Source organism: Natrialba chahannaoensis JCM 10990 (assembly GCF_000337135.1).
Taxonomy (GTDB): domain Archaea; phylum Halobacteriota; class Halobacteria; order Halobacteriales; family Natrialbaceae; genus Natrialba; species Natrialba chahannaoensis.
Genome location: NZ_AOIN01000067.1, coordinates 98,400 through 118,339, shown reverse-complemented (window position 1 = coordinate 118,339; position 19,940 = coordinate 98,400). Strand labels below are relative to the sequence as shown.

General features: G+C 62.2%; 18 protein-coding genes. 10 read left to right on the top strand and 8 right to left on the bottom strand.

The window, feature by feature from the left end; genetic code table 11:
- Positions 1-76: 76 nt before the first annotated feature.
- Genes C482_RS12950 through C482_RS12935 form a run of 4 tightly spaced genes read right to left on the bottom strand, consistent with a single transcriptional unit; the run spans position 77 to position 3,007 of the window.
- A complete protein-coding gene (locus C482_RS12950; protein WP_006168086.1) occupies positions 77-1,093 on the bottom strand; it encodes a hypothetical protein in 1,017 nt (338 codons plus the stop codon).
- Positions 1,090-2,112, bottom strand: a complete 1,023-nt coding sequence (locus C482_RS12945) for an Hsp20/alpha crystallin family protein (RefSeq protein ID WP_006168085.1) — start codon at positions 2,110-2,112, stop codon at positions 1,090-1,092. The genes C482_RS12950 and C482_RS12945 overlap by 4 nt, the downstream gene beginning before the upstream one ends.
- Positions 2,112-2,366 (bottom strand): gas vesicle protein GvpF, encoded by a 255-nt coding sequence (gvpF, locus tag C482_RS12940; protein WP_006168084.1) that lies wholly within the window; start codon positions 2,364-2,366, stop codon positions 2,112-2,114. The genes C482_RS12945 and gvpF overlap by 1 nt, the downstream gene beginning before the upstream one ends.
- Before the next feature lie 5 nt (positions 2,367-2,371).
- Positions 2,372-3,007 carry a GvpL/GvpF family gas vesicle protein gene (locus tag C482_RS12935; protein WP_006168083.1) on the bottom strand — a complete coding sequence of 212 codons (636 nt, stop codon included), beginning with the start codon at positions 3,005-3,007 and terminating at the stop codon, positions 2,372-2,374.
- 526 nt (positions 3,008-3,533) lie between these two features.
- On the opposite strand from C482_RS12935, the gene gvpA reads away from it, so the two are divergent.
- From gvpA to C482_RS12905, 6 genes are all read left to right on the top strand, one after another.
- Entirely contained in the window at positions 3,534-3,821 is a 288-nt protein-coding gene (gvpA, locus tag C482_RS12930) for a gas vesicle protein GvpA (protein ID WP_006168082.1), read from the top strand.
- 6 nt (positions 3,822-3,827) lie between these two features.
- Entirely contained in the window at positions 3,828-4,997 is a 1,170-nt protein-coding gene (gene gvpN / locus C482_RS12925) for a gas vesicle protein GvpN (RefSeq protein ID WP_006168081.1), read from the top strand.
- A gap of 4 nt (positions 4,998-5,001) precedes the next feature.
- Entirely contained in the window at positions 5,002-5,652 is a 651-nt protein-coding gene (gene gvpO, locus C482_RS12920; RefSeq protein ID WP_006168080.1) for a gas vesicle protein GvpO, halophile-type, read from the top strand.
- A gap of 119 nt (positions 5,653-5,771) precedes the next feature.
- Positions 5,772-6,116, top strand: coding sequence for a CHY zinc finger protein (locus C482_RS12915; protein ID WP_006168079.1), 345 nt, complete (start codon positions 5,772-5,774; stop codon positions 6,114-6,116).
- Between the two features lie 97 nt (positions 6,117-6,213).
- The gene (mutS, locus tag C482_RS12910; RefSeq protein WP_006168078.1) at positions 6,214-8,952 is read left to right on the top strand and encodes a DNA mismatch repair protein MutS; all 2,739 of its coding nucleotides are present in this window, start codon (positions 6,214-6,216) and stop codon (positions 8,950-8,952) included.
- Positions 8,953-9,232: 280 nt separating this feature from the next.
- Positions 9,233-9,712 carry a YbhB/YbcL family Raf kinase inhibitor-like protein gene (locus C482_RS12905; protein ID WP_006168077.1) on the top strand — a complete coding sequence of 160 codons (480 nt, stop codon included), beginning with the start codon at positions 9,233-9,235 and terminating at the stop codon, positions 9,710-9,712.
- 14 nt (positions 9,713-9,726) lie between these two features.
- On the opposite strand, the gene nucS is transcribed toward C482_RS12905, so the two are convergent.
- Positions 9,727-10,569, bottom strand: coding sequence for an endonuclease NucS (gene nucS, locus C482_RS12900; protein ID WP_083858619.1), 843 nt, complete (start codon positions 10,567-10,569; stop codon positions 9,727-9,729).
- Positions 10,570-10,767: 198 nt separating this feature from the next.
- On the opposite strand from nucS, the gene C482_RS12895 reads away from it, so the two are divergent.
- Complete coding sequence (locus tag C482_RS12895; protein WP_006168075.1) at positions 10,768-11,490, top strand: hypothetical protein; 723 nt, start codon at positions 10,768-10,770, stop codon at positions 11,488-11,490.
- Positions 11,491-11,570: 80 nt separating this feature from the next.
- On the opposite strand, the gene C482_RS12890 is transcribed toward C482_RS12895, so the two are convergent.
- On the bottom strand, positions 11,571-12,074 hold the full coding sequence (locus C482_RS12890) for a hypothetical protein (protein ID WP_006168074.1): 504 nt from the start codon (positions 12,072-12,074) through the stop codon (positions 11,571-11,573).
- 396 nt (positions 12,075-12,470) lie between these two features.
- Between C482_RS12890 and C482_RS12885 the strand changes: the two genes are divergently transcribed.
- From C482_RS12885 to C482_RS12880, 3 genes are all read left to right on the top strand, one after another.
- Positions 12,471-14,405 (top strand): beta-CASP ribonuclease aCPSF1, encoded by a 1,935-nt coding sequence (locus C482_RS12885; RefSeq protein ID WP_006168073.1) that lies wholly within the window; start codon positions 12,471-12,473, stop codon positions 14,403-14,405.
- A 590-nt stretch (positions 14,406-14,995) separates the two neighbouring features.
- Positions 14,996-15,136 (top strand): hypothetical protein, encoded by a 141-nt coding sequence (locus C482_RS21525; protein ID WP_161605600.1) that lies wholly within the window; start codon positions 14,996-14,998, stop codon positions 15,134-15,136.
- 515 nt (positions 15,137-15,651) lie between these two features.
- Complete coding sequence (locus C482_RS12880) at positions 15,652-18,084, top strand: PAS domain-containing sensor histidine kinase (protein ID WP_006168072.1); 2,433 nt, start codon at positions 15,652-15,654, stop codon at positions 18,082-18,084.
- Between the two features lie 118 nt (positions 18,085-18,202).
- On the opposite strand, the gene C482_RS12875 is transcribed toward C482_RS12880, so the two are convergent.
- Both C482_RS12875 and C482_RS12870 read right to left on the bottom strand, forming a co-directional pair.
- On the bottom strand, positions 18,203-19,009 hold the full coding sequence (locus C482_RS12875; RefSeq protein WP_006168071.1) for an ABC transporter permease: 807 nt from the start codon (positions 19,007-19,009) through the stop codon (positions 18,203-18,205).
- Positions 19,002-19,937: an ABC transporter permease gene (locus C482_RS12870; protein ID WP_006168070.1), complete on the bottom strand. Its 936-nt coding sequence runs from the start codon at positions 19,935-19,937 to the stop codon at positions 19,002-19,004. Before C482_RS12870 ends, C482_RS12875 begins: the two co-directional genes overlap by 8 nt.
- Between the last annotated feature and the right edge of the window lie 3 nt (positions 19,938-19,940).

Sequence of the window (19,940 nt, the reverse complement as noted above, 5' to 3'; positions counted from 1 at the left end):
ATGCTGGATACAGGTACTGTAGCGGCAGTGGCGACACGGCTCGTCCAGAAGACCAACGGCTGGGCTCGAACAGGCATCAGTTCGCACCTCCGTCGGTGTTTCCGACATCGTCGCTCGCACGCTGGTCCGCCGGTTGTTCAGTCGCCTGTTCGTCCTCGGTCTCGTCGAGAGAGGCATCGTTTCGGCGCTTTTTCCGTTCGCGCTCGAACCGCTTGCCGTAGATCCGCTTCCGACTCGGGGCCGTCGAGAGTTTGACCTGCTGTGGCACCGTCGAGTGCTTGACGCCACTCGCGACATCCGCTCGCTCTGTCGGCATCGTCGACGCCGCCGTCGGATTGCGCGAGTTCGCACTCGTATCCTGGCGGCGCATCTTCTCCCGATTGAACTCGTGAACCCGGGAAAATTTGGCGTGCGTCTCGAGTAACGCCGCCCGAAAGCTGTCGATCCCCGCCATCGCCGTCTGCTGGATCGCGACCTGGTAGGCCTCGGGATCGTCCATCACGTCGATGTCGCCGAGCAGTTCGGTGGGGTCGGCGTCCGTCTCGAGCATGTCGCCGTCGAAATCCGCGTCGAGGAGGTCATCATCCTCACCGTCGTCATCGCCGACGAGACCTTCTGTGATCCCGCCCCCACCGCCGTCCTCGTCGTCACCAGTCAGTTCCCCGGCCGTTTCCTCGAGATCGCGTTTCGTCTCCCAGAGGCTGCCGAGGTCAGTTGCATCCCAGGCATCGAGCAAGTCGATCGCCTGAAAGAGGTGTCCGAAATCGATCACGTCGGATGCACCAGTGTCGTCATCAGCCAGTGCAGACGGCATTTCACCCGCGTTGATTGCTGCAACCAATTCGTCTGCGTCGACTGCCTCCGGAAGGTCCGACAGGTCGACCGTCTCGAGGACAGACTCGAGTTCGGTCGCCAGTTCGGCGAGGGTGTCGAGATTCTGTGAAAGGTCGGTGAGGGTCTCGTCGTCGAGGCTCTCGCGGTCGGTACCGTCTTCCTCGCCGAACGTCTCGAGTGACTCGAGTGCATCCTCTGCATCTGCAATGAGGTCGCCGAGGTCGGCATCGACCGACTCGGTCACCGAGCCGTCGCTCATGGCTCCCCTCCTGACTCGGTCTCGGCCCCGGTATTCGAGTCGGTGTTCGAACTTGACTCCGAACTCGAGTTTGAGCCCGCACCCGTATCCGAACTTGCACCCGAACTCGAAGCTGAACTCGAGTATCCTGTTGGTTCATCAGCAGCAGTGTTCGACTGGTCGGGACGGACCTGGACCGTCAAGACACCGTTGTTAATCGCTGCCTGACCAGTTCGGTCGGGCCAGGGGACCTCGACGCGCTCGAGTTCGGTGCCGGTGATCACGACGACCAGTTCAGTGTCGCTGAAGCCGACCGTGACGTCCTCACGGGCGACGCCGGAGACATCGGCAATGACGAGGAGTTCGTCCTCGTGGGTGCGCGTCGTTACGCGGTGATTGTCTGGCCGAGTCCCGCTTCCCGTCGACGGTGGCGACGGGCCTGTCGATGCGGCGTCGCGGACGCGTGATGATCGATCCGATGATGAACGGGGGGAATGCCGGCGAGACGACCACGATCGGGAGGGGAGGTCCCGTCCCTGCCGTCGCTCGTCGGTGTCGTTTCCTGTGCTGTCTCGGTTCCGGAACCGTTCGAGCCATTCGTCTGCAATCGAGTCGCCAAACCGGGAGTCGTCGAGGAGATCGTCACCCGTCCGAATCGAGATGTTGTAATCGAATATCGACCGGTCACGGCTCCGTCGGCCACGATTCGAGAGGGTGTTGGATTTCGAGTCACCCTCCAGCCGGTCGAGCAGTGCCCGGAACGTGGCGAGCCAGCCGGTGTCCGAGTCGCGGGCATCACGAGAATCGCGTTGCTTACGCTCGCCCCGTTCGTCCCAATTGTTCCAGTCGTCTCGTTCATCTCGTTCATCCCGCTCATCACGTCCGTTGTGTCCGACCCGTCGATCACGGCCATTGCCACCGTTGCCGTCACTGCCACCAGTACCATCAGCACCGGGACCACCACCGCTACCGCTGCCACCGTTACTACCTCCACGACCGCTGCCGCCACCGCTGCCACCACTACTACCATCAGGAACCATCACCGTTTCACCTCGACACGACCACTCCCGAACTGCTCGTGCACCTCACGAGCAATTTCGAGTTCCTCCTCGATCACTTCCTTTCGCTCCAGGTACTCCTCCTCCGATCGCTCGCCGAGTTCGTACAGCAACTGGTTCTCCTTGCGCTCGTCCTCGAGTGCGTCCACGTCGTAGAGTTCCTCGAGTGCGAGCGAGTGCAGCGCGTCGATGATGCCCACGAACGGCCGAAACAGGAGGTCGTCGAGAACGAACATAGTAGTCACCGAGATTGGGCCCCGATTTCGACATCGACGAAGCTGTACGGCGCGAAGGGGCCAGTGTACTGAACCAACAGGTCGTCGCCGTAGGTGTCCTCGATGCGGGCGACACCGTCGTCGAACGCCGCGCGGTCGTCCTCGTCGACGAGGTAGGACTTGTTCAGGACGAGGCGGTCACTGAACTGGTCGTTCGTAACCGTCTGTGCGACGATGGACTCGAGTTCGTCTTCGACGGCGGCCTCGATTTCGTCGGGGTCGACCGTGGCGTCTTCCTGTGTGACGAGTTTGAGGCCGAGTTCGATGCGGCCCTCGATATCGTTCATGGCGCGGCGGAAGGCGGGCCGTGCGCCGCGGAGGACGTTCTTGAGGGTGCGATCGCTCTCGAAGGCCATGCCGAACTGCATCGGGACGATGGTTCGGCCACCGTCGTAGTCCATGATCTCGCGCAGGACGTCGTCGTGGCGTGTGGCGTCTTCGTCGGTCTCCTCGGGATCGGTGGTGTCGATGTTCGAGACGACAGCACCGAGTCGGCGGTGGGAGACGGTATAGACGCGGTCTGCGCCGGCGACGGCGTCGGTTTCGAACTCGATGTCGCCGCTGTTGACGATGCCGTAGACGTATCGGTTACTGTTGCTCATTGGGTAGTCACGCTCCGTAGTGGACGACGGGGTGGGGATGGGTGTAGTGGTGGGTGTTGGGGGGGGGATGGTGGTGGGACAAAGGTCGGAGCCTTTGTGCGGCTGTGGCTGTGGCTGTGGGTCTGGATCTGGACATGAGTGTGGGCAGGGGTCTGGATGTGGGTGAAAACTTGGACCTGAGTGTGGGTGAGAGGCTGTGCGTGAGCAGCGTTCTCCACCACTGCGAGCACGGCCGCGTGTGACGGCTGGATCGTGTGTCGGTCATGAGAGGTATGTTGGACCAGGGACACGATCACGCACCAGTTTGACCCGTCGGCATCGATGTCGACGGTGACGGCGGCAGTGATCCCGTCCCCGCAGTCGTGAAACGCAATCGTCAGGAAGTGTTCGATAGCCCCGTGCGTTATCGTACTGCTTGCAGTCGCAGCCCAGCTAGCAATACCGATTTGAGGCGCTCACAGCCAGCAACTGGCTTGCAGTCGCAACGAAAGTCGTGTTACGAAACCGGGGTGAATCGCGACTCGCAATGGCACAACCACAACGACGGCCCGACTCATCGAGTCTCGCGGAGGTACTGGACCGCGTACTCGACAAGGGTGTCGTCATCGACGTCTGGGCGCGCGTCTCGGTCGTCGGGATCGAACTCCTCACCATCGAGGCCCGTGTCGTCGTCGCCTCCGTCGACACGTTCCTCCACTACGCGGAGGAGATCGCAAAAATTGAGCAAGCGACCGCGGAGGGCGACCTCGAGGACCTAGAAGAGCTCGAGGTCGAGCCGCGGCCCGAATCCTCGCCGAAATCGGCCACCGAGTAACCCACGATGGCCGAGGACACCTCGCGCAAGCGTACGGTCCGCGGCAGAAAGATTCGCGATGATCGGGAGGCGAAACAGCGCTGCAAGGCCCGGAAGAAACTGGCTCGGTCGGTATCGAAGGCGAAGACAGAGAGCGAACCGTCCGGGAAGTCGGGGGGTACTCACACCCAGCGCACAAGCGAGGACGACCTCCTCATAGATCCCGCCGACGCCGCACCGGAACCGTTCATCGAAACCGACGCCGTTGCGGCCGTTCGCGACCGGATAACCGGGTGGCTCGCTGCCGATCAGCCGGTTCACCTGATCGGACCGACCGGCACTGGCAAGACGGCACTCGCACTGTCAGCGGCCGCAGCACGCGGCCGACCGGTCGTCCTCTGCAACGGCGACAAGGCGGTCGACACGAGCGCGCTCGTCGGCGGCTACAGCGGCGGCGAACGCTACGAGGAGCGCGATGAGTACGTCAGCGGCGTCAGCAAGAAGACACAGATCGTCCGCGACCGCTGGGTCGACAACCCACTTTCCGTCGCGGTCCGTGAGGGCGCAACGTTCATCTACAACGAGTTCTCCCGGAGCGACCCCGCCGCCCACAACGTCTTGCTCTCCGTCCTCGAGGAGGGTGTACTCGAGCGGCCGGGCAAGTACGGAGCCGACAGATCGATCGACGTGCATCCGGAGTTCCGCGTGATTTTCACGTCGAACGATGTGGAGTACGCGGGTGTCCACCAGCAACAGGATGCGCTGCTCGACCGGATGGTCGGCGTGCACGTCGACTACTACGACGCGGAGACCGAGCACGAAATCGTTCGGTCACACGTGGCTGAGAAGCAGGACGGGCCTGCTGACGACGACCCGGGCCGAACCGTCTCCGACGAGGAGATTGAGACGGTCGTCAACGCGACCCGAACGCTACGCGAGGAGCTACCAATCGTCGTCGGAACGCGGGCCGCGATTACGGCCGCGAAGGGGCTTTCGGTGTTCGACGACTGGGACGGCGGCGAGGCTGCGGCTGGGCGGACAGACGGTGGTCAGATTCAGTTCAGCGACGGCGACAGCGACGACCTGCTCGCTGACGTGTTGACGGATGTGCTCGGTCCGAAAGTCGCCGGGACGGAGGCAGAGATCGACGGGATCGCCGCCCTGCAAAGGCAGATTAACGAGGTTCTTCGAGACTGAGAGCATGGGAAACGCAGAGACAGCGGACGCGACGACACAGTGTAAGGCGCTCACCGCTGACGGCGAGCGCTGCTCGCGGCCGGCCCAGGAGGACGGCTTTTGCTTTCAACACGACGAGGATGATCCGACAGTGAGTGAGTCCGACGACGAGACGGAAGAATCGGCTGCTGAATCTGAGGAACAGGACGCTGAAGAGGAGAACGGAGGCGGTGAAGAGCAAGAGCAGGGGCAGGAAGAAGAGCAAGACGAGCAAGAACAGTCAGACACTGACCAACCAGAGACCGACCAGACAGACGAAGAAACCCATATGGCAAGCAACGAAACAACAGATCCCGGCGACGTCGACACCGACGACTTCGACGTCGAGGTCGAATCGAAGGTCGACGCCGACCGGATCGAAGGCGTGCTCGCGATCCGCCGAACCGTCGTCTCGACGGCCGGCGAACTCATCGGCCACGAGTTCGACGGCGTCAGTGAAATCTCGCCGACAGACGAGGGCTGGTGTGCCGTTGTCGAGGTCGTCGAGCGCTCGTCGATCCCGGACACGCAGGACGTGCTCGGCCGGTACGAGATCGACCTCGACACGGACGGCGTCGTCCAGGGGTACCGACGGCTCGACAGGTATCGCCGCGGGGATACGACCGCATTCGAGTGAACCGCCTCGGCCTGCTCCGCCTGTAGATCGGATCCATAGAACAGAACCCTGCGAGCAGAACCCGGGATCCACGATCCGAAATCTCGAAGTAGGACTCACCCCTCCACTCGGTTAGAGCCGTGTCTCGCCTCCCGATCCGTGGCGTCGATGTCGGCTCCGACACGCGCTGTGACCACTACGACAGCGAACTGGACGTTGTCGCGTTTCGCTTTGCCTGCTGTGATGCCTACTATCCCTGTTTTCAGTGCCACAACGCCGTGACGGACCACGAGACCGTTCCCTGGCCCAAACGCCGATTCGACGAGCCATCCGTCCGCTGTGGCGTCTGTGATGCCACGTTCACGGTTCCCGACTACCTTGACTGTGCGTACGAGTGTCCGAACTGCGACGCACCGTTCAATCCGGGCTGTGCGGCACACGCAGAGCTATACTTCGAGGTAAACTTCGAGACGGACGGCGAGTGAGCGTCCTCTCACCCACCCCACTCCACTCTATCCAACCCCTCACCACCGTCGTCCCGTCCAGCAAGCTATTTCAGCGTCCGGCGGCCGACCACACTGTATGGACCCGGCGCTTGGCCCGCCCAACGCGATGGCCGAGAAACGCGACGAGTTGACGCCGATGATGCGTCAGTACCACGACCTCTGTGCCCGCTACAACGACGCAATCGTCCTCTTTCAGGTCGGTGACTTCTACGAGACCTTCTGCGGTGCCGCCGAGCGCAGCGCCCGCCTCCTCGAGATCGCCCTGACCAGCCGCGAGGACAGCACCGGCGAGTACCCGATGGCCGGCATCCCAATTGACAACGCCGAATCGTACATTGAGGACCTGCTGGAAGCCGGCTACCGCGTTGCTGTCGCGGATCAGGTCGAAGAGCCCGGCGAAACCGCTGGTGTCGTCGAACGCGCGGTCACCCGCGTCATCACACCCGGCACGCTCACCGAGGACGAACTCCTCGCGAGCGACGACAACAACTTCGTCGCGGCCGTTGCCCGCGGCCGTGGGATCGACACGCGACCCGCAGACGACGAACTCGCCCTCGCCCTCCTCGACGTCTCGACCGGCGACTTCCTCGCCACGAGCTCCGCTGCCGAAGAGTCGATCGCGGACGAGGTGAGTCGCTTCGCACCCGCCGAAGCCGTCGTCGGCCCGAACGCCCCCTCCGATGTGCTCCCCGACGACTGCATGGTGACGCCGTTCGACGAGCGCGTCTTCGACCGCGAGCGCGCCGCATCGATCCTCTCGGAGTACTTCGGCGAACCAGACGCGCTGCTCGCGAGCGACGCCGAAATTCGAGCCTGCGGCGCGTTGCTCGCCTACGCCGAATACGCACGTGGCGGCGAGCACGAGGGCGAAAAAGGGGGCGATGAGAGCGATGAGAGCGATGACGCCGGTAAAGCTGGGAGTTCCCGCGAGCCCGGCGAGACGGACCGACTCGAGTACCTCACGCATCTCACCCGGTACGATCCTCGGGAGTACCTCCTGCTCGACGCCGTTGCCCTGCGCAGTCTCGAACTGTTCGAGCCCCGTGCCGTCAACGGCCGGGACGACGCGACGCTCGTCGGCGTGCTCGACGAGACCGCCTGCGCCCTCGGCGGGCGGACGCTTCGTGACTGGCTTCGCCGGCCGCTACTCGAGTCCCACCGAATCGAGGCGCGCCTCGACGCGGTGGAAGAGCTCACGGGGTCGGTCCAGACGCGCGAGCACTGCCACGAGTTGCTCCGCGATGTATACGATCTGGAGCGCCTGATTGGACGCATCTCCCGCGAGCGGGCGAACGCACGGGACCTGCGCTCGCTGCGGGACACGCTCGCTGTCGTGCCCGAGATACGAGACCAGCTGGCTAACGCGGACTGCGACCGTTTGCGCGACCTGCACGAGAATCTCGATCCGCTCGTCGACGTGCGGGAACTGATCGACGACGCCGTCGTCTCCGATCCGCCGATCGAGATCACTGAGGGCGGTATCATCGCCGAGGAGTACGATTCCGATCTGGACGACCTCCGCGGCACCGCACGGGACGGCAAGCAGTGGATCGACGACCTGGAAGCCCGAGAGCGCGAGCGAACCGGCATCGACTCGCTGAAGGTCGGCTACAACTCCGTCCACGGCTACTATATCGAGGTGACGAACCCCAATCTCGACGCCGTACCGGAGAACTACCAGCGCCGCCAGACGCTGAAGAACTCCGAACGATTCGTCACGCCTGAACTCAAAGAGCGCGAGGACGAAATCGTCGGCGCGGAAGAGCGTGCGGACGAACGCGAGTACGAACTCTTCTGTGAGGTTCGCAGCGATATCGGTGACGAAGTCGAACGCGTGCAGGGACTGGCAGACGCGCTGGCGACGCTCGACGCGCTGGTCTCGCTTGCAACGGTCGCGGCACAGTACGACTACTGCCGGCCCGAGATTCTCGATCCCGAATCAGAACGAACCGACGGTGGGGTAGAAATCGACATCACCGGCGGCCGCCACCCCGTCGTCGAGCGCACCCAGGAGTCGTTCGTCCCGAACAGTGCACGGTTCGATGCCGAACAGCGCCTGGCGGTGATCACGGGGCCCAACATGTCCGGCAAGTCGACCTACATGCGGCAGGTCGCTCAAATCGTCCTGCTCGCGCAGGTCGGGAGCTTCGTCCCCGCGGAGTCAGCGCGGTTGACGCCCGTCGAGCGCATCTTCACCCGCGTTGGCGCGAGCGACGACATCGCTGGCGGCCGCTCGACGTTCATGGTTGAGATGGACGAACTCGCAACTATCCTCCGGGACGCCGACGAGCGCTCGCTCGTCCTGCTCGACGAAGTGGGACGAGGAACCTCGACCGCAGACGGCCTCGCTATCGCGCAGGCCATCACCGAACATCTCCACGACGCGGTCGGCGCGACGACGCTCTTTGCGACCCACCACCATCCGCTGACCGAACTGGCTGACGACCTCCCAGACGCGTTCACGCTCCATTTCGAGGTGGAACAGACAGACGGCGAGGTCGTCTTCCACCACGAGATCGAACCTGGCGCAGCTACCGGCTCCTACGGCGTCGAGGTCGCGACCGCAGCGGGCGTCCCCGAGGATGTCGTCGACCGGTCGCGAGAACTGGTCGACGCCAACGCTGCCGCTGAGACCACAGCAAGAACTGAACCAACAGCCGACGGCGGCACCAGCGAACTCGAATCGACAGAAACCGCTCCGGTCCCCGATAGCGTCGCCGCCGAACTCCGCGACCTCAACGTCGGGCACATGACGCCCGTCGAGGCGCTCACCGAACTCGACCGGCTGCAGCGACTCCTCGAGGAGGAGTCGTAGCCGAGCAGCAGACCGCCGCTCGCTGCCGGGGCCGTGAACTCCGGTAGCGGTGTCTCCGTGGTCTTCGCGGAGGTGATTCATTCGTCCAGCCCATGTTTCGAACCGAGGACTGTGGACGGGAGAACTCGACATGGTTGTGGCAGGCCCCAGACTCCGACGCTGCCATGAAACCTTCTTCCAGTGCCTCGTCGAATGCTTTCGTGTCGCTCGTTGCCTGCAGCATGCAGTTTATTGCCGGCAACGGGTCGAAGACAGAAAGCGGAAAACGGAGGCCAAACGAATGACAACACACTCGCGAACACTCACGCTCAGGAGTTCGGCGTTCACCGACGGTGACCGCATTCCCGACCAGCACGGCTACCGCAACGCAAACATCAACCCACCACTCGAGTTCGACGGCGTTCCAGACGGTACCACCTCGCTCGCACTCATCGTAGACGACCCGGACGCGGTCGAACCAGCCGGGAAGATCTGGGACCACTGGCTCGTCTGGAATATCCCGCCTGACCAGCACACGATCCCTGAAGACTGGGACCCCGAGACGGCAGGTGCCCGCGAGGGAACGAACGACTTCGGCGAGCGCGGCTATGGCGGTCCGAACCCGCCGGACCGGGAACACACCTATCGGTTCCGGCTGTTCGCACTCGAGTCGGAGCTCGGAAGCGACCTCGATACAGAAACCAGTGCCGACGACCTCGAGTCCGCGATGGACGGACACGTCATCGAGACGGCGACGCTCGAGGGGACGTATCCAGCCTGACCGCGAACCCGAACCTACTCGTCGGTCGGCTCTAGCGAGACGAACTCGAGTCCGTGCTCTCCCAGCAACCGCTGTGCGCGCTCGGTCACTGACGGGGCAACGAGAATGCCACGGAGGGTCGCATCCGCGTGCAGGTCGCGCTCGAGTGCGTCGACGTAGCGCCGGAGTTGGCTAACCGCGTCGGGGCCGACGCGGCGGCGTTTGAGTTCGACGACGACGGTGCGGCCGGCGTCGTCCTCGCCGTAGATGTCGATGGCACCGGCGGACGTGTCGCGCTCGGTGGCCAGTGGGGTGAAGCCGGATTCCAAAAGGTCTGGACTGTCAAGGATGCGATCGCGGAGGTCAGACTCGGTGCCAGAGAGGGTGAGTTCCCCCTCGTCTGTGCCGGCGAACGTCGAGACCTGTAGAACGTCCTGAAAGCAGACGAGGAGGCGTTCTTCGGGGGTAGATCTGGTGCTTTCGAGGACGAGTGTCGCGGTGTCTGTGTCCGAAGCGGTGACATCGTCACTGCCACTTCCACTTCCACTTCCGTCTGTTTCAGACCCGTCAGACCCGTCCGCACCAGCTGCTGGCTCGCAGAACACGTCGTGCGCACAGCCCGGCGGTTGCCAGTTGACCGGCTGCTGGCCCTCGTCGGTGTGAACGAGCGCCGCGCCGTCGGGCTTGAGCATCACGTGGCGGTCGCCGGCGGCGAGTTGACTCGAGGCACGGCCGTCATAGTCGACGGTACAGCGACCGAAAACGGTCACGAGTGCCTCACGGTCGAGACCGTCTGCGATCGCATCGCGAGCCGCTGTGGGGGTGGGCCGCTCGAGTGTCACGGCGCGAACGGACTGCGTACTGCGACTGGTGGTCACTGTCGAGTGATACCGACGCGGCGAATAAAAGGGCCGCGACCGGCGTCGAGACGGGGAAGGTACCGGACTGACTCGCCAGAACGACGACCCTATGCACTGCTGCACGCGGATTAACTTGTCCATCGGACAACGCACCGAACGTGTTTGCACGCCGAGAACGAGGGTTTATTCCTGCCGGTCGTCGACAGCAAATGCGTAATGACTGATTTCCCCACTCGACGTCGTGTCCTCCAGTTGACCGGTGTCGGTGCGACAGCGTCGCTCGCCGGCTGTACCCAGTTCGATATCCCCGGCATCGGTTCGGACGACAGCGCGCCCGAACTCGAGACGGGCCAGGAGCCAGGGATCGATCCCGCCGACGGCATCACGGCATCCGTCCAGCCGAGCCAGCAGGAGCAGGCCCAGATCCAACAGGAGGTCGTCGCTGAGGCGGGCGAAGATGCAACTCAGGAGGAGCTGATGGCGGAAATCGAGCAGCGAACGACGGAGCTGTTCCGAACGGAGGCCGTCGAGTTCGAATCCGCCATGCTCGAGCAGGACGAGATCTCACTCGAGGGCGCTATCGCTGAGCAGGGGGCGTTCCTGCTCGATGGGCCGGACGAGCGGCTGGTTGACCTTCTTCGAAACGGAGAGGTCGCAGCGCTGTTGCCGGGCGAGGATTACGAACTCGTATTGGAGCAGATGCAGGGACAGGAACCTGCGCCGGGGTCCGAGCCTGAGCCAGAGCCGGAACCGGAAGACGAGCAAGAAGCTGATGAGGATGAGGACGAGGATGAGGACGAGGATGAGGCTGATGACGGCGACGGCGACAGCGACGATGGTGAAGCTGCTGATGACGACGAGACGGCCGATAGCGACGAAGAGGGGGCAGACGACGATGGCGCTGACTCGGACTCCGACTCCGACGACGAGAGTAACTGATGTTTTCTTCGGTTTCGACGTGATGCAGTATGGTGAGAGCGCTGGTTCGGGACCAGCATTTCTTGCAGGGTGGCGATGAGCTACGAGTCGGCGTCGTCGATCGGAGGGACGCTGAACGGACTCTCGCGTTCGGTCCAGTCCCAACCCGGGAGTCGCTCCTGAAACCCGGCGGCGAGGGCGGCCTCGAGGTCGTCGATGCCGGCGTTTTCGTCTTCGTCGCCGTGGAGGTTGACATCCGTGTAGTGGAACGTTGCCTCGCCGAGCGTTCGGAGTGGCTGCGTGCCGGCAATCGTGGCAGCGAGTTCACGGCCGAGGAGTTCGTCGACGACGAAGCCGGGATAGTCACTCTCGACGTCCAGCTCACGGAGAAGTCCAACCATCGCGGCGACGTTGACGGCGAGATCACCATCTGCGAAGACAACGTCAACCTCCTCGCGGTACTGCTGTTCGGTGACGGGATCGACATCGGTCTCGAAACGTTCACCGAGGTCATCGCGAACGTCGTTGATCAGCGGGACGATGGTGTCGGCGCGCTCGCGAACCCAGTCTCGTTCGGCGGCGACGCGGGCCGGTGTGAGGTCCATAGGACGGCTTCGCGGGCTACCATCCTGGATTTTGCGAAGGCTTTTATACCACGCAAAGAATAGCCTCGGGTAAGCGGGTTCTCCCTGGAATCTTCCCGCAGTGACCAGGATAACCGACCTGGGAGTATGTTCGTATGGGACGATGTCACACAGAATGATCCGAGATACGACGCAGTCTGCGTTGTTTCAGACGGATCGTTGTAGCGGCTTACCGGAGATCGCCCCGACGGGGCGGCGATCGCTGGTACCGAACTACAACGGACCGTATCACGGCAGGCAGTTCTGTCGGAACCGCTCTCGGCATCGAAATCGACCACAACGTCGATCTCTCTCTCGCGATAGCGTCCACGAACGTACTCTCCGGCGGCGAGTTCACGCAAGCCACATCTGGCGATTATGAGCACTGTAGAGCAGCAACTCGACGATTTGCAAGCAGAGATCACGAGCGAGTTACCGAGTGATATCTCGGTCTCCTCGGTGAAGTACGAAGGACCAGAGCTGGTCGTCTACACACGCGATCCGAAAGAGTTCGCCCAGCAAGGTGACCTCATCCGGAAGCTCGCGAGCAAGCTTCGAAAGCGCATCACTGTCCGGCCGGACCCAAGCGTTCTCTCCCGGCCGAACGAAGCTCGCGAGGAGATCATGAACGTCATCCCTGACGAGGCCGGCGTCACGGACCTCGACTTCCACGCCGACACCGGCGAGGTCGTCATTGAGGCCGAAAAGCCGGGTATGGTTATCGGTCGCCACGGTTCGACGCTTCGTGACATCACGAAGAACGTCGGCTGGACGCCCGAAGTTGTCCGTACCCCACCGATTGAGTCTTCGACGGTCTCGAACGTTCGGAGCTTCCTCAAGCAAGAGCGCGACGAGCGCCGAGACATTCTGGAGAAGGTCGGCCGACAGATCCACCGCGAAGAGATGTCCGATGACGAGTACGTCCGCATTTCGACACTTGGCTGCTGCCGCGAAGTCGGGCGCGCCGCATTCATCCTCTCGACACCGGAAACGCGCATCCTCATCGACTGTGGTGACAAGCCCGGCGCAGAGGGCGAAGTGCCGTACCTCCACGCCCCAGAGGCGTTCGGTGCCGGTCCGGAAACGATCGACGCCGTCGTCCTCACTCACGCCCACCTCGACCACTCCGCCTTTATCCCGCTCCTGTTCAAGTACGGCTACGACGGTCCAATCTACTGTACCGAACCCACGCGAGACCTGATGGGCCTGCTCACCCTCGACTACCTCGACGTCGCCGCCAAGGAGGGACGCACCCCACCGTACGACTCCGAGATGGTTCGCGAGGCGATCAAACACTGCATCCCACTCGAGTACGGTGACGTGACAGACATCGCGCCAGACGTGAAACTCACCTTCCACAACGCGGGGCACATTCTCGGCTCGGCCGTCTCGCACTTCCACATTGGCGATGGTCTCTACAACGTCTGTTTCTCCGGGGACATTCATTACGACGATACGCGCCTGTTCAACGGCGCGGTCAACGACTTCCCGCGCGTCGAAACGCTTGTTCTGGAGTCCACCTACGGTGGTCGCAACGACTACCAGACGGACCAGGAAGACTCCGAGGAGAAGCTCAAGGAGGTCATCAACGAGACCTACGAGAAGGGTGGGAAGGTCGTCATCCCGGCGTTCGCCGTCGGTCGCTCCCAGGAGATCATGCTCGTCATCGAGGAGGCGATGCGAAACGGCGAGATTCCGTCGATGCCGGTCCATCTGGACGGCATGATCTGGGAGGCGACGGCGATCCACACGACGTATCCGGAGTATCTACGTGATGAACTCCGCGACCGCATCTTCCACGAGGACGAGAATCCGTTCCTCGCCGAGGAGTTCAACCACATCGACGGCGGTGAGGAGGAGCGACAGGACGTCGCCGACGGCGACCAGTGTATCATCCTCTCGACCTCGGGGATGGTCACCGGCGGTCCGATCATGTCCTGGCTCGGCCACATCGGCCCGGATCCAGAGTCGACGATGGTGTTCGTCGGCTACCAGGCACAGGGTACTCTCGGCCGCCGTATCCAGAACGGCTGGGACGAGATCCCGACGAGCGAAGTCGGCGCAATGGGCGGCGGCAACGGCCGCGGCACCCTCGCGTTGAATCTGGACGTCGAAACCGTCGACGGGTTCTCCGGCCACGCCGACCGCGCGGGACTCGAGAACTTCGTGAAGACGATGAACCCGCGCCCCGAGAAGGTGCTCTGTGTCCACGGCGACGAGCGCTCGACGCAGGACCTCTCGAGTGCGCTCTATCACGACTACAACATGCGCACGTTCGCGCCGAAGAATCTGGAGACGTTCCGGTTCCTGTAGGCTGCGTCGTCGACTGACGCTGCGCTTCTCTGTAGTGCTCGCCGGCGCGTGCCGGCTCTCGCCTGCTTCTTGATTGTGACGCTATCGCGCTTGTGTCCCGCACGTCACCAATCGCGCTCGTCCAACGCACGCCGGCAACCGAGTTTTCCGCTTCGATCCACAGCTAGAACGGTGTCCCAGTGTCGAACAGCGCTCCACGACGGCGACACGCCACACGAACAGTGGCTTCGAGTGGCGACGAACGAGAGTGAGTACTGGTTAGCATCAACGAACGGGGGCGAGTGCTGCGCCGATGATCTCAGTCTGGTTCGGCTACGCACTGCTCACTGCCGTCGTCTACGCAGCTATCGCGCTACTCGCGAAGGTCGTTAGCGGCGCGTCGATCGATACCCGCTCACGCTTGCGGTCTCCTCCTGCGTGCCGTTCTAGGCCGTGTATGTTGTTTCAGGTGTGGTACTCGAGTAGCCGGCGATCAGCAACGGGCCCGGTTTCGCATCGGGTGCCGCGAGCGGGGCTGGTGGAGAAACAGAAGCGATCGCCCCGTTTCGTGCCGGGGCGCGGTTCGGTCCTGCACTCGAGTTCCCGTCTGCTTGACCGACACGATTGCAGCACACAACCGGGACCCGCTGCTTCTCGTCGGCGCACTCTCGCTGTCGAAGCTGGTGCCGGCGGTACTCGAGGCGGAGTTCGATCCGTTCACGCTGGTCCAGAGGGGATGGCGTCGGTGTTAGCTGAAAGAGAGGGCACTAAACCCCCGTCCTCAAGGAGCGAGGCGAGGCCGAGTGAGTAGGGCGGGGATACAGCGCCCACACGAGTTACAAACCGACCGGGATTGGAACGCCGCGCCGAACGTGTCGCAGCGTGGTTGGGCTGATCTCGGAATAGGTGTGGGTCACTCCGAATCTACGCCTGCAGAGACTGCGGCCGCTGTGGATACGCTTGTCGTATCTGCAAGCCGCGTTTGTCGAGGGAACCCCGACAAGCTGTCAGACGTAGTCTGACAACGTCGTTGAAACAGGAAGTCCCTGCCTCAAGGAGGCGACGCAGCCACCAAGTAGGCAGGGGTAGTTCACTGGTAGCTGGCTGTGTGTTGAGTCAGACTGGCTATGCGTGAGTAAGGTGGGCCGAAGGCGGTGTTGGAGGCCGATCTCAAATTTCCGAATGAGACGGGGTGTAGTTTGGCAGGGAACTTATCCGAGTCGGAGCGCTCTACATGTGTATGAGTGAACGGGCTGGAGCTTCCGAAATGGCATTCTGGGGAGATGCCGATGACACCGAGGCCCTCCAGCACTATCGTACCCTCGTCAATACGATCGACGACGGAGTTTATCGGCTCGACACCGATGGCTGCCTTGTCTCGATCAACGACGTCCTCGTCGAGAGAACGGGATACACGCGTGAGGAGCTGCTCGACGAACACGTGTCCATGCTCTTTGGCGGCGACAGTGTGGTGATCGACCGTGAGATCGACCGTCTCCGAGCGAACGCCGCCGACCAAAGCGAGGCACTCGATCTCACCCTGGAAACCGCGGAGGGCGAACAGGTTCGCTGTGAAGTTCGGGTGAACGTCCTCGATGCAGGGGATACCGTGCAGGGAACAGTCGGAATCGTTCGCGAAATTGGCGACCGCAAACAGATAAAAACAGAAGCGGAAACGGAAACGGAAACAGAAACGGAAACGGAAACGGAAGCCACCGAAGCGACCTTTCGTCGATTGTTCGAGAACGTCCCTGGGAACTATCTCATCGTACAGCCAGAGGACTACAAAATCGTGGCCGTGAGCGATGCATATCTGGAGGCGACGATGACCGACCGGTCGGAGATGCTGGGGAACACATTGTTCGAAATCTTTCCGAATAACCCCGACGACCCAGCCGACGGTGTCGAGAACCTCCGTGAATCACTCGATAAAGTCGCGGCCACCGGGGAAGCGGACACCATGCCGGTGACGCACTACCCGATCCCCGACCGTGAGTCAGATGACAATGGATTCGAGGAGCGCTGGTGGAGTCCGATCAATTCACCAGTGTTTGACACAGCTGGGGAAATCGACTACATCGTCCACAGTGTCGAGGATATCACGCCGATCGTCCAGGAACTCCAGGCAGAGGGCGAAGAGGAGCTACTACAGGATCGAGACGCCGCGGATTCACAGCTCGCATCGGACGTCGTGTTGCGCGGACAGGAGCTACTCCAACAGGCAAAGCGAGAAGCGTACGAACAACTGCGCGAGAGTGAAGAGCGCTTTCGCGCGTTAGTCACCACCACGTCGGATGCAGTGTTCAGTACGAACGCAGATTGGAGCGAGCTAGACAGTGTCGCGGGATCAGATTTTCTGGCTGATGCCGACGAGCACGGGCGGTCATGGGTTGAACAATATGTCCCACCCGAAGACCAGCCCCGCGTCCAGCAAACCATTGACGAAGCGATTCACACGAAAAGCAGCTTCGAGTTGGAACACCGGGTCGTTCGTGAAGACGACACCGTAGCCTGGGTCGTTTCGCGTGCCACACCGCTCTTCGATGAGGAGGGCAAAATAAGTCGATGGTTGGGGGTGGTGAACGACGTGACCGAGCGGGTCGAACGCAAGCGCGATCTCGAAGATGCAAAAGAGCGACTGGAAGCGGCAACAGAAGCTGGCGCTGTCGGAACCTGGGAGTGGTATATCCCCGAGGACCGGATGGTTGCAGGCGCATCCTTCGCCAAGAAGTTCGGGATCGATCCCGACGCGGCCGCCGAAGGTGTCTCACTCGATCAGTTCGTCTCTGCGATCCATGACGATGATCGCGAGCGAGTGAAACAAAAGATCGACGACACTATCGAATCGGGAGCGGAGTACGAAGATGAGTACCGCGTTTGGGACGCCAACGACGACCTCCGGTGGGTCGTTGCGCGCGGACACGTCGAGTACGACGACGATGGGAATCCAGTATCGTTCCCTGGTGCCATGGCCGATATCACCGAGCGCAAGCAGTTTGAACAACGACTCAAGGAATCCAACAAGCGCCTCGAACAGTTCGCCTACGCCGCCTCACACGACCTCCAGGAGCCTCTGCGGATGGTCACAAGCTATCTCCAGTTGATCGAGTGCCGTTACGGGGATGAGTTCGATGAGGACGGTGAGGAGTTCATCGAGTTCGCCATCGACGGTGCCGAACGGATGCGCGCCATGATCAAGGGGTTACTCGAGTACTCACGGATCGAAACGCGCGGTAACCCCTTCGAGCCGATTGATCTGGATGCCGTTCTCGCGGATGTTCGCCAGGATCTCCAGATGAGCATCGAAGAGAGCGATGCCGAGATCACAGCCCAGTCGCTGCCTCATGTTGAGGGTGATCCAGGGCAGTTACGGCAGGTATTCCAGAACCTGCTGTCTAACGCAATCGAGTACAGTGACGGCCCGCCACAGGTGGAGATCTCGGCTGCGCGGAGCGGGTCGAATGTCGTCGTCTCAGTCGCCGACGAGGGAATCGGTATTGCCCCGGACGACAAAGAGCGTGTCTTCGAGATATTCCAGAGCCTACACGCCCAAGACGAGCACTCGGGAACGGGGATTGGCCTCGCGCTCTGCAAGCGCATTGTCGAACGCCACGATGGCGACATCTGGGTTGAGTCTGAGCCAGGCGAGGGTGCGACATTCTCGTTTACACTCCCTGCTGCAAGCGATGACGTGACCTGACGTTACCTCACTGTCCTGACCAAGCAAGGTAGCTGTAATCGCCCACAAGAGGGTACTACGATTTTCAATCAAGATGTGGCAGAAATGAAATTCGACGACCGTCGGCCTCGAAAAGGAGTTAGGAGAGCTGTTTCGACACCCACTCGAGGTTCGTCGCAATCGCGGCGACGATGATTGCGCCGATCGAGATCAGAATGAGGAACGTCGAGACGACGCTCACCATCGGATCGAGCGCCTGGCGGATCTCCGTCCAGGCGAGCACCGGAATCGTCTCAGTCCCTGGCGTCGAGAGGAACAGCGCCATCACGAACTCTTGCAGGCTAATGATGAACGCCAGCAGCCCGCCCACGAAGATGCCGTGTTTCACGTTCGGTAGAACGACATAGACGAACGAGCGAACCGGCCCCGCACCGAGGTCGTGGGCCGCGTCGAGCTGTTGCCAGTCGAACCGGCTGAATACCGAGCGCATCACGAAGTAGACGAGCGGTGTCGCCCACAGCGTGTGCGCCAGAATGATGCTCGCGTAGGATCCCCGCAGGCCGACTTCGTTGAAGTACAGCAACAGCGTGATGCCGAGTATCACCGGCGGGATCAACAGCGGGATCAACACGACCGGTGCCACAACCGAGCCGACCACGCTGTCAGTTTCCAGTTCCTGCCCGAACGCACCCAGCACGCCGAGCACCGTTGCGAGCAGCGCCGTTCCGACGCCGATGACGATGCTGTTCGTGAAGGCGTCTAACCACTGTGTGCTGTCGAAGAAATCGACATACCAGACGAACGAGTAGCTGTCCGGTGGGAACGCGACCCGTCTCGACGCCGAGAACGACGTCACGACGACGACGAGCAGCGGCAACAACATGAACACCAGCAGCGCGCCGTAGCCGGCACGGAACACGGCGTTCTCGAGTGTCTCTCTATGCAAGGTCGAAGTCACCTCCGAAGCGGTTGAGAACGGCGAACATGATCGAAATCGTGACGAGCATCAGGACGAGCATGATGACCGACAGTGCGGCGGCGGTCGGATAACGCAGGTCGCCAAGTAACAACTCCTCGACGTAGAGTGCGAACGTAATGTTCTCCGAGAGCAGTCCCGGTGCGGCGTACGCGCCGACGCTCCAAGCGAAGGAGATGACCGCTGCGACGATAATGCCGGGCATCGCCTGTGGCACGACGACCTCCACAACAGAGCGCGGTCGACTCGCACCGAGGTCTCGGGCTGCCTCGACGACGTGCCAGTCCATCGTCGCCAGCACGCTGTAGATCGCCAGCACGGCGTACGGCAGGACGATGTAGACCTGGCCGATCACGGCACCAACCGTACTTGGAACGAACTGGACGGGGTCCGAGAGGAGACCGACCGAAAGCAAGAGGTCGTTGAATGTCCCTGTCGGCGACAGCAGCGGTGAGAATGCGTACGTCCGGATGACAAGCGTCGTCAGCAGCGGCAAGACGACCGAGAACAGCAAGAGCGTCTTGATCAGCCCGGTCGCGCGCCAGATGGCGTACGCGTAGAACAGCGCGAGCGCGACCGTCACGACGGTCACCACGATCCCTAACAGGAACGAGTAGCTGACGATACTCCAGAACAACTCGAACGCCAGGATGTTGTCGATGACGCCGGCGTAGGCCTCGACCGACCACGTCCCCGGTTCGTAGATCAGATCGCTCGATGGTTCCGCGAAGCTGATCCGCAGCAGGATCAGGAACGGAATCACGAACACCAGCAGTTCGAACGCGATCAGCGGGGCCATTAGCAGGAGCGCCCGTGTCGAACTCGACTGGCCGGCGACCGACTCCCGGAGCGAGGCGAGCGAGGTCGGGATCTGTGGCAGTGATGTCGTCTCAGACATTGC